Below are 13,121 nucleotides of genomic sequence, written 5' to 3'. Positions count from 1 at the left end.
CCGTCTCTCCGATGCGTCTCAACCGTCTCTCCGGCCCGTCTCCGCCGTCTCCAGCGTCCCAGCAACCGCCTCAGCAGCGCCGGTGAAGGGGGTTCTAAGTATAACCAGCCCTAGCCGCAAGCGGAAAATTCACGAAATCAGAAGAAAATCTCAAAAAGATGGAAAATAGTTTATTTTCAATATGTTGCGTGAGTTTCACTAGGCAAAGAACCACCAAAAAAAGCAAAAAAGCAGATGAGACCCTTTGCTCAACTGTCTTTTACACACAGTTACCCACAGACTCATTTTCGAGTCAGGCAGAATCTGCGCTGTTGGACCGGAAAGAGAGGTTGGGAATCGGCAAACGCAGGACAAGCAGGACGACGATAGCTGCCAGATAGGCCAGCGGCTCGATCTGAAAGCCTTTTGCCAGCATGACGTAATGCACGGCCCCAAGCAGAGCGGCCGGATAGACAAGGCGGTGCAGTTTACGCCAGCGCGGCCCCAGCCTGCGTACCGACCAGTTGTTGGAGGTTAAAGCCAACGGCAGCAGGATCAGAAATGCCCCCATTCCGACTGTTATATATGGGCGCTTGAGGATGTCCGCCCAGATCTGGCTGGGAAGCTGAACATCCAGCACCAGCCAGACAAGAAGATGCAGGCTGACATAGGTAAATGTCAAAACCCCAATAGCACGGCGGAACTTCATCAGGTTCAGACCGACAAACCGACGCAAAGGTGTGACGGCCAGACCGGCGATCAGAAGTTGCAGCGCCAGTTCGCCATAGCGATGCTCCAGCGCTTCTATCGGATCGACGCCCAGACCACCGGTCAAACCAAGATAGAACAGCCAGGGCGCGGGCAGTGCCCCCAGCAGATAAATGGCCCAAACCGGAATACGGCGGAGTGTCTGGTTAACAACCTGCATGATCCTAATAGTTCGCCTTCAGATCCATGCCTTCATACAGGCCAGCCACTTCTTCTTCATACCCGTTGAACATCAGGGTCGGTTTGCGCGACGCAAACAGCCCGCCGCCAATCTCACGCTCCGAAGCCTGAGACCAGCGCGGATGGTCCACGTTCGGGTTCACATTACTATAGAAGCCGTATTCGCGCGGGTTGGACATACTCCAGCTGGTGGGCGGTTCATCCTCGGTAAGCGTGATGCGGACAATCGATTTGATCGATTTGAAGCCATACTTCCACGGAACAACCAGACGCAAAGGCGCGCCGTTCTGATTTGGAATCGTTCGGCCGTAAATCCCTGTTGCCATGATCGTCAGCGGATGCATCGCCTCATCCATACGCAGACCTTCGCGGTAGGGCCATTCCAGAATGGGATACCGTACGCCGGGCATCTCATCCGGGCGAACCGCGGTCTCGAAGGCCAAGTATTTGGCCCCCTCCTGCACACCCGCCATGTTCAGCAGATCGGCCAGTTCGAACCCGTTCCACGGAATCACCATCGACCACGCCTCGACACAGCGGAAACGATAGATGCGTTCTTCCACCGTCATCTCGGACATGATGTCCTTGAAATCATACTCGCCGGGGCGGTCGACCAGCCCGTCGATCTTGACGCTCCACGGCTCAGTCGTCAGGGCGCCGGCGTATTTGGCGGGGTCATCCTTTCGGGTCCCGAATTCATAAAAGTTGTTGTACGAGGTGATCTCTTCCCAGGTGTTGGGCTCCAGAGCGTCCTGTGCCAAGGCGGGTCTGGCCATCGAGGTCAGCCCGACACCCGCCAATCCGGCCATAACCTGACGCCGGTTCAGGAACGCCGCCCTCGGGGTGACGTCGGCATGTGTCAAAGTGTTGGTCCAGCGATGCGCCATTTAGGTCTCCGTAATCAACTCACCTCGGGCATGAGGTAATCTGCTGATAGCACAGAGCCAAGGAAACAGGCGTAACGATTGAGAGACGGGATTGTAACGAAACGGATGCGCACGGGATGAGCCTCACATGGATATTCTTTGCCGCGACGGGAGTTGAGACGTTATGTTTCCAAAACAACAAGGGAGGAGAAACATGTGTGACATATGCGTAGTGAATGCCGTCAAGGAACGGATGCTCTCGAGACGAGGATTTTTCAAAGCAGCCGCTGCATCAAGCGTCGCAGCTGCTGCCACCGGCGCCACGGTCCCTGTGGCGCTGGCCGCCGGCCACGGGGGCGTCGAAGACATGACCCATACGCTTAGCCCCGATTTCCCTACTTGGGGTGGCGAGCCCGGCATCGCGGCCGAGCAGCCGTTTAACTTCGCGGATCACGGCTTCAACCTATTCAACCTTACCATCAATGAACATACGGGGACACATATAGATGCACCGCTTCATTTCTCGGCGGATGGTATTTCGGTCGACGAAATCCCGGTCTCGGATCTGGTCGCGCCGCTCTGTGTCGTGGATATCGCTGCCCGGGCGGCCGAAGATGCGGACACGCGCGTCACGCCCGATGACCTGAAAGCCTGGATCGCAGCAAATGGCGACATCCCAGACGGGGCCTGTGTGGCGATGTATTCCGGCTGGGGCGGCAAAACCGCTACGGACGAATTCCGCAACTTCGACGGCCAGGCTCAACACTATCCCGGCTTCCATGTCGAAGCGGCACAGATGTTGATGGAGGAAACCGGCGCGCGCTCGATTGCCGTGGACACCCTATCGCTGGATCACGGCATGTCCACCGATTTTGCCACCCATTATGCGTGGTTGCCTTCAGGTCGGTTCGGGATCGAATGTCTGGCCAATCTGGACCGGGTGCCTGCGGCGGGCGCAACACTTGTCATTGGCGCGCCGAAGCACAAAGGCGGCACAGGAGGACCGGCGCGGATTTTTGCTTTGGTGTGACAGCGTCAGGCGTTTCTACAGAGGCTCGCTAAACTGGCGGGCCCTATTCAGTTCCGCTATGCGCATCTTTTTGCGCAAAGCACGCCGCTGTCCAAGGAACCTACTCCTACATTCTCTTTTATCTTGACCTGAAGTTACCTTGAGCCTCCAGAGTAAATTCAAACGTCCCAATAGCGAGAAAAAGACCTGCCCGTGCACGTACTGACAATTCTTGATCATCCGGACCCCGAATCCTTTACCGCTGCGGCAGCGCAAAAATTCATGGATGGCGCAAGTGCCGCCGGTCACACCATCGAGCTTGGAAACCTTCACGCCGAGGGTTTTGACCCGCGGTGGTCCATGGCGGATATCGAGGGGGATTTAGCGTCCGAGGCTCTGGCAGATGTTGTTGCGGAACAAGATCGAATTGCGCGCGCTGACGCGATTTGCCTTGCATTCCCGTTGTTCTGGTGGGGCATGCCATCGATGATGAAAGGTTGGGTCGATCGCGTCTGGAGCTGGGGTTGGGCTTATGACCAGCTCAATGACCCGGAGAAATCGCTCCAAAGGGCCCGGTCCGGAGTTCTGTTGATACCGGCCGGCGCGCGTTCCGATGAAATGGAAAACGCCGGATATCTGCAGGCACTGGAAACAAGCTGGACACAAGGCACCTTCGGATATTTTGGGTTCTCACCCAGAAAACTTGAAGTTCTTCATGGATCGACCGGATCAGAAAACAGGCGAAAGGCGCTGTTAGAAAAATGCTACGACATTGGGCTTACTCTGCCCGCGCCGCAAGAAACCTAAGCGGCGAATTGAGCGCGACCGAAGAGCGTCATCCCTGAACCGAAACGGCAAACGCACCTGACGACTGATTTACTACTTGTGAACTTTTCAAATAAGGACCCGCTAAAACAGCAGGTCCTTTTGTCGAATATGCCTGATCAATGCACCACGGCATCGTCCGGTCGTGGTCGATCCGACGTACCCAACCGGTCACCTATGATCAGCCCATCGGAACCGGCGGTCACAGGAACAGTCTCTCCGTCCTTGATCTCACCAGCCAACAGCGCCTCGGCTAGCGGGTTCTGCAGGGCGCGCTGGATTACACGCTTCAGTGGGCGGGCACCAAAGACCGGGTCATAGCCTTCGTTCGCCAGCCATTCCTTGGCGCTATCGTCCAGGGCCAGCTCAATCTTGCGGGCGGCCAGACGTTTCTGCAGACGTGCCATCTGGATATCGACGATGCCATCCATATCGGCCCGCTTGAGGCGGTCAAAGATGATCGTTTCGTCCAGACGGTTCAGGAATTCGGGCCGGAAATGCGCCCGGACCGCATCCATCACATCCCGCCGCGCCTGCGCGCTGTCCGCACCTTCGGGCAACTGGCTGAGCGCCTGAGACCCAAGGTTCGACGTCAGGATGATCAGCGTCTGCTTGAAGTCCACAGTACGGCCCTGACCATCGGTCAGCACGCCATCGTCCAGAACCTGCAACAATACGTTGAACACATCCGGGTGCGCCTTCTCGACCTCGTCAAACAGCACGACCTGATAGGGCCTGCGCCGCACGGCTTCGGTCAGAACACCGCCTTCGTCATAGCCGACGTAGCCCGGAGGGGCACCGATCAAACGGGCGACCGCATGTTTCTCCATAAACTCGGACATGTCGATGCGCACCATCGCGTTGTCATCGTCGAACAGGAAGTTCGCCACGGCCTTGGTCAGTTCGGTCTTACCCACACCGGTCGGGCCGAGGAACAGGAACGAACCCAGCGGGCGACCTTCGTCATTCAGACCCGCACGCGCACGGCGTACGGCATTGGCGACAGCGGTCACCGCCGCATCCTGACCGATCACGCGGGAATGCAGATCATCTTCCATCCGCAGCAGCTTCTCGCGCTCACCTTCCAGCATTTTCGAGGTCGGGATACCGGTCCAGCGCTCTACGACGGAGGCAATCTGTTCCGGACGCACCGTTTCCTCGGCCATCATAGCGTTGCTTTCGGCGTTTTCAGCCTCGGTCAGCTTTTTCTCAAGCTCGGGGATGACGCCGTAGGACAGCTCCCCGGCTTTTGCCAGATTGCCTTCCCGCTTGGCGATCTCCAGATCAGCGCGCGCCTTATCGAGCTGTTCCTTCAGATCACGCGCACCGGCCAGCTTATCGCGCTCGGCCTGCCACTGGGCGGTCATCTCGGCGGATTTCTCCTGCAGATCGGCCAGATCCTTTTGCAAGGTTTCCAGACGATCCTTGGAGGCCGCGTCGTCTTCGAGCTTCAGCGCCTCTTCCTCAATCTGCATCTGCAGAATCTGGCGGTCTAGCTGATCGAGTTCCTCGGGCTTGCTATCCACCTCCATCCGCAAACGCGACGCCGCCTCATCGACCAGGTCGATGGCTTTGTCGGGCAGGAAACGATCAGTGATATAGCGATGCGAAAGTGTCGCCGCCGACACCAGCGCCGAGTCGGAAATCCGTACACCGTGGTGCAGCTCGTACTTTTCCTTGATGCCGCGCAGGATGCTGATCGTATCCTCGACAGTGGGTTCAGCCACAACAACGGGCTGGAACCGGCGCGCCAGGGCCGCGTCTTTTTCGACGTATTTGCGGTACTCATCCAGCGTCGTTGCACCGATGCAGTGCAGCTCACCCCGGGCAAGCGCAGGCTTGATCAGATTGGCGGCATCCATCGCGCCGTCGGATTTGCCAGCGCCGACCAGTGTGTGCATCTCGTCGATGAACAGGATGATTTCACCTGCGGCTTCAGTGACCTCGGTCAGAACGGCTTTGAGACGTTCTTCGAATTCACCCCGGTATTTCGCACCGGCGATCAGCGCGCCCATGTCGAGGGCCAGCAGCTTCTTATCCTTCAGCGATTCCGGCACGTCACCATTGACGATGCGCAACGCCATGCCCTCGGCAATTGCGGTTTTACCGACACCAGGTTCACCGATCAGAACCGGGTTGTTCTTGGTGCGGCGCGACAGAACCTGCATCGAGCGACGGATTTCCTCGTCGCGCCCGATGATCGGGTCGATCTTACCCTCCGCCGCGGCCTCGGTCAGATCACGCGCGTATTTCTTGAGCGCGTCATAACCCTCTTCCGCCGATGCAGTGTCAGCGGTCCGACCTTTGCGGATACCGTTGATCGCTTCGTTCAGTTTCTGGGCGGAAACGGCTCCGGCTTCCAAAGCGTCCTTGGCTTTGGATTTCACCATGCACAGCGCCATCAGCACCCGTTCAACCGGCACGAAGCTGTCGCCCGCCTTGGTGGCAATCTTGGTGGCTTCGTCCAGAACCTTGGCAGTCTGGCCGTCCATGTAAATCTGGTTGGCGTCACCGCTGACCTTTGGGATCTTGCCCATTGCAGCGTCCAACGCCTCGACCACACGGTTCGGCGCGCCGCCCGCGCGTGTGATCAGGTTGCTGGCCAGCCCCTGGTCGTCATCCATCAATGCTTTGAGTATATGCGTGGGCTCCAGCCTCTGGTGCCCCTCGCGCAGCGCAATGGTCTGCGCCGCCTGCACGAATCCCCGTGCCCGCTCGGTGAACTTGTTCAAGTCCATGCTATTCTCCTTTTCCAAGCGCCCCGTTTTGACATGCCCGCTTGGCGGCACATATCGGTCGAAGCCTCACATTCAATCTGGGAAATATCTGCGCCGGTTCAAGAGGCTAAGACTCAGAAATCACCGCTATTCGCGCTGGATCGTATAAACAGTGTAACCCCCTGTCTCGGCGACCTGAACCGCGCCCAGATCAGCAACCAGAGACTGGGCCGCCGCACTACCAGTCGGGCAGGAAACCAGGTCGGCAGTATGATCCAGGAAATTACCGGTGAAGGCCGTTTCACCCGTAAGCTGGCACCAATCATCCTCTGATCTGTAACCGCCCACCAGGCGCAAATCGTCATTTGTCGGCGCAGGTGCAGCCCCGGCATCCGGTGTCTCGGGCGGGGTTTCATCACATGCAGCCAGCGCAATCACTGCGCCCAGCAAAACCAGCTTTTTCATTTTCTGTCCCTTGTTTTGAAATCAAGTGCTCAATACGGGCACGATAACACAAAATGAAACTGACCGTGCCAGCTTCGAAGATGGACAGGACCGCCCGAACCCGCTAGGACGCAGACGTTTGCCAAAAAGGAGCGCCCCATGTCCGATGACCGCCTGATCGTAGCCCTTGATGTTCCGAACGCCCTTCAGGGTCTGGCCATGGCCGAACGGCTGGGGAATAGCGTTTCGTTCTACAAAATCGGGTTGGGTATGCTGACCGGAGGAGGGCTTGCATTGGCCAACGAGCTGAAACAGGACCACGGCAAACGCATCTTCCTTGACATGAAGCTGTTCGACATCGGCAACACAGTAGAGAATGCCGTGCGGGGACTGGCGCAATTCGATCTGGATTTTCTGACCGTGCATGGTGACCCCCATGTGGTGCGTGCCGCCAAAGAAGGCGCTGCGGGCAAAGACCTTAAGATCCTCGCCGTGACGATCCTGACCTCGCTGAACCGCGACGATCTTGATGCAAGTCTTTTAAAATCCGGCGATGTGCAGGATCTGGTTGTCGAACGCGCCGCCAAGGCACTGGAGGCCGGGGCTGATGGTGTCATCGCCAGCCCTCAGGAAGCCGCCCTGATCCGGGCTCTGCCGCAGGCCGAGGGGCGTCTGATCGTAACCCCCGGTGTGCGCCCAGCTGGTGCCGCACTTGGCGATCAGAAACGTGTGGCCACCCCGGCCAGCGCCATTCAGGACGGTGCAGATCACATCGTTGTTGGCCGCCCGATTTATCAGGCAGAGGACCCAAAATCCGCCGCCGAAGCCGTTTTGGCCGAGTTAAATTCTCTGAAAGTACACTAAGCGGATCAGACCCTTCAGGTGAATTTTTGCATGCAAAGCTTGCCGCAACAAATTGACCTTACGTCAATTTTTCGCAAAACCGCGCCAAATCGTCCCTGTGCCTGAAAACACACATTCAAAAGGTGAGTTTTACCAACGCGGCCTTCATCCTATCGAAGACCGTAAAACTTGGCGATTCTTAAGGGGAGTTACTCCCCAACGGACCATTTCTTCCTGAGGTCCGTTACCTCCCCCCGCGACGCTGCGGGGGGTTTTCTTTCCCCGAATGATCTTTGATCGCTGCTGGGTGATGATATAAGGAACCCCCAAGCCAACTGCGGAACACACGAGGACGCAGATGCCCGGTCTTTGCCGAGATTGCCTGACACAATTGACGAACGAACGGCGTTGCACGGCCTGCGGCAGCCCGAGGGTCAAATCACACCCCGAGTTGTTTGACCTGTCCATCGCTCACATGGATTGCGATGCTTTCTATGCGTCGGTGGAAAAACGCGACAACCCGGAGCTGGCGGACAAGCCCGTCATCATTGGTGGCGGCAAGCGCGGTGTCGTTTCAACGGCCTGCTACGTTGCCCGGATTCGCGGCGTGCGATCCGCCATGCCTATGTTCAAGGCGTTGCATCTCTGCCCCGACGCCGTCGTGATCAAGCCGCGCATGTCCGTTTATGCCGAAGTGTCGCGCAACATCCGCGCCATGATGGATGAGCTGACACCGGTGGTCGAACCCCTGTCCCTGGACGAAGCTTTTTTGGACCTGTCGGGCACCGAACGCCTGCACGGAGCACCCCCCGCCGTCATGCTGGCGCGTCTGATCAAACGCATGAAAGACGAGCTGGGAGTGACCGGGTCAATCGGGCTGAGCCACAACAAGTTTCTGGCCAAGGTTGCCTCGGACCTCGACAAGCCGCGCGGGTATTCAGTGATCGGCAAGGCGGAAACGGCAGAGTTTCTGAACGACAAACCTGTGCGCTTGATCTGGGGTATCGGCCCCGCAGCACAGGAATCACTGGATCGGGCAGGAATCCGAACCTTCAACGACTTGCTGCGTTGGGATCAGGAGGCGCTGACCGCGCGCTTCGGCTCGATGGGCTATCGCCTGTGGCATCTGGCACGGGGGCAGGACAAGCGTCGCGTTTCAGCCCATGAGCCGATGAAATCCATCAGCAATGAGACCACATTTTTCGAAGACACCGCCAACCCGGACGTTCTTGATGGCCACTTGTGGCGCATGGCGCTGAAAGTCTCGGACCGTGCCAAAGCCAAGGATTTGGCTGGTCGGGTCGTTACATTGAAGCTTAAAAAGGCCAACCACAAGATTCTGACACGGCGCGTATCACTACGGGACGCAACGCAGATCGCCGACAAGATTTACCGCACGGCCAAAGGGCTATTCGATCAGGTGGGTGATCAGGGGCCATACCGTCTTTTGGGATGTGGCCTGTCCGACCTGTGTCCGGCCGATCAGGCGGATATCTCGGGTGACCTACTTGATCCGGGTGCTGTCCGCAGATCAAAAGCCGAGCGGGCTACAGACGAAATTCGTCAGAGATTCGGAACCGAAGCAATCGTGAAAGGACGCGCTTTGCGCTAGGCTTACTCCGCCGCCAGACGAACCGGTTTCGAACCGATACTGGATATCTCTCGGATCACCTGCCGCAGCAGTTTCGAAAACGCCATGAAGTTGGCGTTCGGCGCGATGTTCTCTTCATTCATATAAAGTGCGCGGTCGATCTCGATCTGGATTGCGTGCTGATGGCGACCAGGGCGGCCGTAGGTCTGAGTGACATAGGCCCCGGCAAAAGGGGCATTCCGCGCCACGTTCAGGCCCGCCGACGCAAAAGCCGATTCGATGAAATCCACAATTTCGGACGACGCTGACGCACCGAACCGATCCCCCAGCACAATCTCGGGCCGTTTGTTGCGGGTCGTGCCAGCCATGGCCACCGCCTCATGCGGCATAGAATGGCAATCTACCAGAATGGCCTGACCAAACTTCTCGTGCGATTCGGCCAGCAGAGACTTCAAACGCGCATGATAGGGGCGCCAATAGGTGTCGATACGCAACCGCGCTTCGTCCATGGTCAGCTTGCCGCTGTAAATCGCCCGCCCATTGGCCACGACACGGGGAATCACGCCCAGCCCCGACGCAACCCGTGGGTTATGCCCGTGCCTGCGGGCACCGCTGATCAGCGCCGGGTCCAGCTCGTCCAAACTCCGATTCAGGTCCAGATAAGCACGTGGCATGGCCGCCTTGATCAAGGGCGCGCCATATTCAGCGGCAGAGGCAAACAATTGATCGACAAAAGCATCTTCCGAGGACCGAATCACGCTTTGATTCAAAACCGAACGTTTCAGAAAGGCTTCGGGATAGTCCCGCCCGCTATGTGGGGATGAAAAAACCACGCATGAGCTGCGGTTTTCGGGCATATCCAATACAAAGGCTGCGTTCTGCATGATCTCTCCATGTTCGCAATCAACATAGACCGGAAAATTGTTCTTCCAAACCCCTTGAACCCCTGAACGACTCCTTTTATAGACCCCGCTACCGGCGCGGTGATCCGCGCCCCATTTCGTTATGGGGCTGGGCACGCAAAGGTAAAGTGGGCGGTTAGCTCAGCGGTAGAGCACTTCGTTGACATCGAAGGGGTCACAAGTTCGATCCTTGTACCGCCCACCATCGTTTCACTGTTCCGGGTTTCCGGGGCACCCGCTAACCCAGGCGCTGGCCACGTCCTTGATGAAGGCGCCGCAGATTGGAGACAGACCATGAAGGTCAAGAACTCGCTCCGCTCGCTCAAGAACCGGCACCGTGACTGCCGTGTTGTGCGTCGCAAAGGCCGCGTCTACGTGATCAACAAGACGCAGCGCAAGTTCAAAGCTCGTCAGGGCTAAGAACTGCACTTCACTATTTTGAAGAACCGCGCTTTCGGGCGCGGTTTTTTTGTTTTCTGCACCTTTGGGCTTTACATGGTACCCTAGCGCCCAAAATGCGGAGCGCGAAGACCATGCGGAAACACGGCATCGACGTGCTGGTGGGCACGACCAAGGGCACGTTTATTGTCACCGGTGATCATGGCAGGTCAAACTGGAAAGTCTCGGGACCGCATTGCGACGGGTGGCCAATCAATCATGTCATCGGCGATACCGAAACTGGCACTCTTTGGGCCGGAGGCGGCGGCGATTGGCATGGCGCAGGCGTCTGGCGATCCGAAGACGGCGGAGCAAACTGGGAGCTGACAAAACTCACCAAAGGCCAACAGGATGAATGGGCCGCGAACGATTCTGATTTTGCCCAGATGATAGGCTGGACCGGAGAGCCTGCACCTTTCTCTGACGCCTTTTCGCAAATCTGGTCACTACGCTATGCGCATGGAACGCTATACGCGGGAACCAAACCGGCCTGCCTGCTGGCCAGCAATGACGATGGCCGGACTTGGAATACGGTTGAGGGTCTGACTAACCACCCCTCAGCACCCGACTGGAATCCGGGCGGTGCGGGGTTGGTCCTGCATACAATCGTGTCGGATCCGAATGACGCAGAAAAGCTTTGGGTTGGCATCTCGGCGGCAGGTGTTTTTGCAACCGAGGATGGCGGTACGAACTGGGAACGGCGCAACAGGTTGTCCAATGCCGAGGCCTGTACGAACCATGATCACCCCGCAGCCCCCAGAGATGGCGAAACAGGTCATTGCGTACACAACATGGTTCAAGCCCCCGGCACCACGGAGTTGCTGTATCAGCAAAATCATCACGGGGTCTGGCGTTCGCCCGACGGAGGGCGCAGCTGGGAGGATGTTACCCAAGGCCTGCCGTCAACCTTTGGCTTTCCGATCCATGTGCACCCGCGTGACCCTGACACGATCTGGACCTTGCCATTGAACGGCGACAGCATCGGACGCTATCCGCCGGAGGCCGCGGCTGCGGTGTGGAAATCCACCAACGGGGGCGCAACATGGCATGATCAGCGGCACGGCCTGCCGCAGGAGAGTTGCTTTTTCACTGTATTGCGCCAAGCCATGGCCGGAGACTGCCGAGACCCTGCCGGGGTTTACTTTGGAACCAACAGCGGATCTGTTTTTGCAAGTGTTGATGAAGGCGAAACTTGGGAAGAAGTGGCGCGCCATTTCCCGACGATTCTAGCCGTTGAAATACTTGATCGTGGATGACCCAGTTGGTTTTGATCTTTCTCCGTCAGACTATTCGCGGATGGTTAAGAAAACCTCTCATCATTCCCTGCGGTCATTTGACCGAGTAAATCAGTCGGATTTTCTTGCATCCCGCCGAGAATCGTATAATTGAGCAAATCAGTCGGATTAATGACCGACACGAAATTCAATTGTTGGGACACACTATGCTGAAATCCACAACCTGCCTTGCCGCCGCTCTGTCGGCATTGATCGCGACCACAGCGGCTGCCGAAGGTGAGCTGAACCTTTATTCGTCGCGCCACTACGACACTGACGAACGCCTGTACACGGATTTTGAAGACGCGACCGGCATCAAGATCAACCGGATCGAAGGCAAAGCAGACGAGTTGATCGCGCGCATGGAAGCAGAAGGCGCGAACTCTCCTGCGGACGTGATGTTGACCGTCGACACCTCGCGTTTGGCGCGTGCCAAGGATGCCGGCATCCTGCAGCCGATCGAAAGCGCAACTCTGGAAGAGCGTATCCCTGCCAACCTGCAGGACAGCGACAATCAGTGGTTCGGCTTTTCACAGCGCGGTAGGATCATATTTTACAACAAAGAAAACGTCACCAACCCGCCGGCCACGTACGCCGATCTGGCCAAGCCGGAATACAAGGGTCTGATCTGCATCCGGTCGTCGACCAACACTTACAACCAGACCCTGCTGGCCTCGATCATCACGCATGAGGGTGCCGAAGCTGCGAAATCATGGGCTGAAGGCATTGTTGCCAACATGGCGCGTGAACCGCAGGGCGGTGACACCGATCAGCTGCGTGGCATCGTTTCGGGTGAATGCGAAATCGCCGTGTCGAACACCTATTACTTCGCGCGTGCAATCCGCAAAGACGTCAAAGGTCTGTCTGCTGACCGCGACATGATCGGCTGGGTCTTCCCCAACCAGGACAGCTATGGCGCGCACATGAACCTGTCGGGCGGTGGCGTTGCGGCACACGCACCGAACAAGGAAAACGCGATCCTGTTCCTCGAGTATCTGGCAAGCGACCAGGCGCAGCAGTACTTCTCGGCAGGCAATGACGAGTTCCCGGCCGTACAGAGTGTCGAGCTGGCTGAATCGGTAAAGGCACTGGGTGAGTTCAAAGCTGACGAAGTGAACCTTTCGGAAGTCGCCAAGAACATCCCGGAAGCGCAGAAAATCTTTAACGAGGTTGGCTGGAAGTAATCCGCCGTATCGTCAAAAGCTTGAGAAGGGCGCAGGTTTCTGCGCCTTTTTTCATTTACATCAGCATATTTTGGGCTTAAATTTCCCATATCCGGTAATTT

12 protein-coding genes and 1 tRNA gene are annotated in these 13,121 nt (G+C 57.4%); 8 read left to right on the top strand and 5 right to left on the bottom strand.

Annotation, left to right across the window (positions count from 1 at the left end; all coding sequences use genetic code 11):
• Positions 1 to 292: 292 nt before the first annotated feature.
• Both msrQ and msrP read right to left on the bottom strand, forming a co-directional pair.
• Complete coding sequence (gene msrQ / locus ACR0LF_RS13075; RefSeq protein WP_480578038.1) at positions 293 to 907, bottom strand: protein-methionine-sulfoxide reductase heme-binding subunit MsrQ; 615 nt, start codon at positions 905 to 907, stop codon at positions 293 to 295.
• A 4-nt stretch (positions 908 to 911) separates the two neighbouring features.
• Positions 912 to 1,814, bottom strand: a complete 903-nt coding sequence (gene msrP, locus ACR0LF_RS13070) for a protein-methionine-sulfoxide reductase catalytic subunit MsrP (RefSeq protein ID WP_480578035.1) — start codon at positions 1,812 to 1,814, stop codon at positions 912 to 914.
• A gap of 193 nt (positions 1,815 to 2,007) precedes the next feature.
• Between msrP and ACR0LF_RS13065 the strand changes: the two genes are divergently transcribed.
• A complete protein-coding gene (locus tag ACR0LF_RS13065; RefSeq protein WP_480578032.1) occupies positions 2,008 to 2,823 on the top strand; it encodes a cyclase family protein in 816 nt (271 codons plus the stop codon).
• Between the two features lie 192 nt (positions 2,824 to 3,015).
• On the top strand, positions 3,016 to 3,609 hold the full coding sequence (locus tag ACR0LF_RS13060; protein ID WP_480578029.1) for an NAD(P)H-dependent oxidoreductase: 594 nt from the start codon (positions 3,016 to 3,018) through the stop codon (positions 3,607 to 3,609).
• 137 nt (positions 3,610 to 3,746) lie between these two features.
• Here ACR0LF_RS13060 and clpB read toward each other — a convergent pair whose 3' ends face one another.
• Positions 3,747 to 6,365 (bottom strand): ATP-dependent chaperone ClpB, encoded by a 2,619-nt coding sequence (gene clpB / locus ACR0LF_RS13055; protein WP_480578026.1) that lies wholly within the window; start codon positions 6,363 to 6,365, stop codon positions 3,747 to 3,749.
• Positions 6,366 to 6,491: 126 nt separating this feature from the next.
• Positions 6,492 to 6,809: a hypothetical protein gene (locus ACR0LF_RS13050; RefSeq protein WP_480578022.1), complete on the bottom strand. Its 318-nt coding sequence runs from the start codon at positions 6,807 to 6,809 to the stop codon at positions 6,492 to 6,494.
• Positions 6,810 to 6,947: 138 nt separating this feature from the next.
• Here ACR0LF_RS13050 and pyrF point away from each other — a divergent pair, with 138 nt between their 5' ends.
• Together pyrF and ACR0LF_RS13040 are read left to right on the top strand one after the other, a co-directional pair.
• Positions 6,948 to 7,652, top strand: a complete 705-nt coding sequence (gene pyrF / locus ACR0LF_RS13045; protein ID WP_480578019.1) for an orotidine-5'-phosphate decarboxylase — start codon at positions 6,948 to 6,950, stop codon at positions 7,650 to 7,652.
• A 337-nt stretch (positions 7,653 to 7,989) separates the two neighbouring features.
• The gene (locus tag ACR0LF_RS13040; RefSeq protein WP_480578016.1) at positions 7,990 to 9,243 is read left to right on the top strand and encodes a DNA polymerase IV; all 1,254 of its coding nucleotides are present in this window, start codon (positions 7,990 to 7,992) and stop codon (positions 9,241 to 9,243) included.
• 2 nt (positions 9,244 to 9,245) lie between these two features.
• Here the strand turns inward: ACR0LF_RS13040 and ACR0LF_RS13035 are convergent, their stop codons facing one another.
• Positions 9,246 to 10,106 carry an N-formylglutamate amidohydrolase gene (locus ACR0LF_RS13035; RefSeq protein WP_480578013.1) on the bottom strand — a complete coding sequence of 287 codons (861 nt, stop codon included), beginning with the start codon at positions 10,104 to 10,106 and terminating at the stop codon, positions 9,246 to 9,248.
• 148 nt (positions 10,107 to 10,254) lie between these two features.
• Between ACR0LF_RS13035 and ACR0LF_RS13030 the strand changes: the two genes are divergently transcribed.
• The 4 genes from ACR0LF_RS13030 (at position 10,255) to ACR0LF_RS13015 (ending at position 13,020) form a co-directional block, all read left to right on the top strand.
• A tRNA-Val gene (locus tag ACR0LF_RS13030) sits at positions 10,255 to 10,329 on the top strand.
• 89 nt (positions 10,330 to 10,418) lie between these two features.
• Complete coding sequence (gene ykgO / locus ACR0LF_RS13025; protein WP_005648635.1) at positions 10,419 to 10,544, top strand: type B 50S ribosomal protein L36; 126 nt, start codon at positions 10,419 to 10,421, stop codon at positions 10,542 to 10,544.
• Between the two features lie 113 nt (positions 10,545 to 10,657).
• A complete protein-coding gene (locus ACR0LF_RS13020; protein ID WP_480578010.1) occupies positions 10,658 to 11,818 on the top strand; it encodes a WD40/YVTN/BNR-like repeat-containing protein in 1,161 nt (386 codons plus the stop codon).
• Positions 11,819 to 12,003: 185 nt separating this feature from the next.
• On the top strand, positions 12,004 to 13,020 hold the full coding sequence (locus tag ACR0LF_RS13015; RefSeq protein WP_480578007.1) for a Fe(3+) ABC transporter substrate-binding protein: 1,017 nt from the start codon (positions 12,004 to 12,006) through the stop codon (positions 13,018 to 13,020).
• Positions 13,021 to 13,121 lie beyond the last annotated feature (101 nt).

Source organism: Ruegeria sp. E8 (genome assembly GCF_056533985.1).
This window is presented reverse-complemented; position numbering and strand designations above follow the sequence as displayed.

Excerpts from the sequence above, each read along its gene's own strand:
- ACR0LF_RS13050 (WP_480578022.1), bottom strand. The coding sequence starts at position 6,809 with ATGAAAAAGCTGGTTTTGCTGGGCGCAGTGATTGCGCTGGCTGCATGT.
- clpB (WP_480578026.1), bottom strand. The coding sequence starts at position 6,365 with ATGGACTTGAACAAGTTCACCGAGCGGGCACGGGGATTCGTGCAGGCG.
- ACR0LF_RS13065 (WP_480578032.1), top strand. The coding sequence starts at position 2,008 with ATGTGTGACATATGCGTAGTGAATGCCGTCAAGGAACGGATGCTCTCG.
- pyrF (WP_480578019.1), top strand. The coding sequence starts at position 6,948 with ATGTCCGATGACCGCCTGATCGTAGCCCTTGATGTTCCGAACGCCCTT.
- ACR0LF_RS13015 (WP_480578007.1), top strand. The coding sequence starts at position 12,004 with ATGCTGAAATCCACAACCTGCCTTGCCGCCGCTCTGTCGGCATTGATC.
- msrP (WP_480578035.1), bottom strand. The coding sequence starts at position 1,814 with ATGGCGCATCGCTGGACCAACACTTTGACACATGCCGACGTCACCCCG.
- msrQ (WP_480578038.1), bottom strand. The coding sequence starts at position 907 with ATGCAGGTTGTTAACCAGACACTCCGCCGTATTCCGGTTTGGGCCATT.
- ACR0LF_RS13020 (WP_480578010.1), top strand. The coding sequence starts at position 10,658 with ATGCGGAAACACGGCATCGACGTGCTGGTGGGCACGACCAAGGGCACG.
- ACR0LF_RS13040 (WP_480578016.1), top strand. The coding sequence starts at position 7,990 with ATGCCCGGTCTTTGCCGAGATTGCCTGACACAATTGACGAACGAACGG.
- ykgO (WP_005648635.1), top strand. The coding sequence starts at position 10,419 with ATGAAGGTCAAGAACTCGCTCCGCTCGCTCAAGAACCGGCACCGTGAC.
- ACR0LF_RS13035 (WP_480578013.1), bottom strand. The coding sequence starts at position 10,106 with ATGCAGAACGCAGCCTTTGTATTGGATATGCCCGAAAACCGCAGCTCA.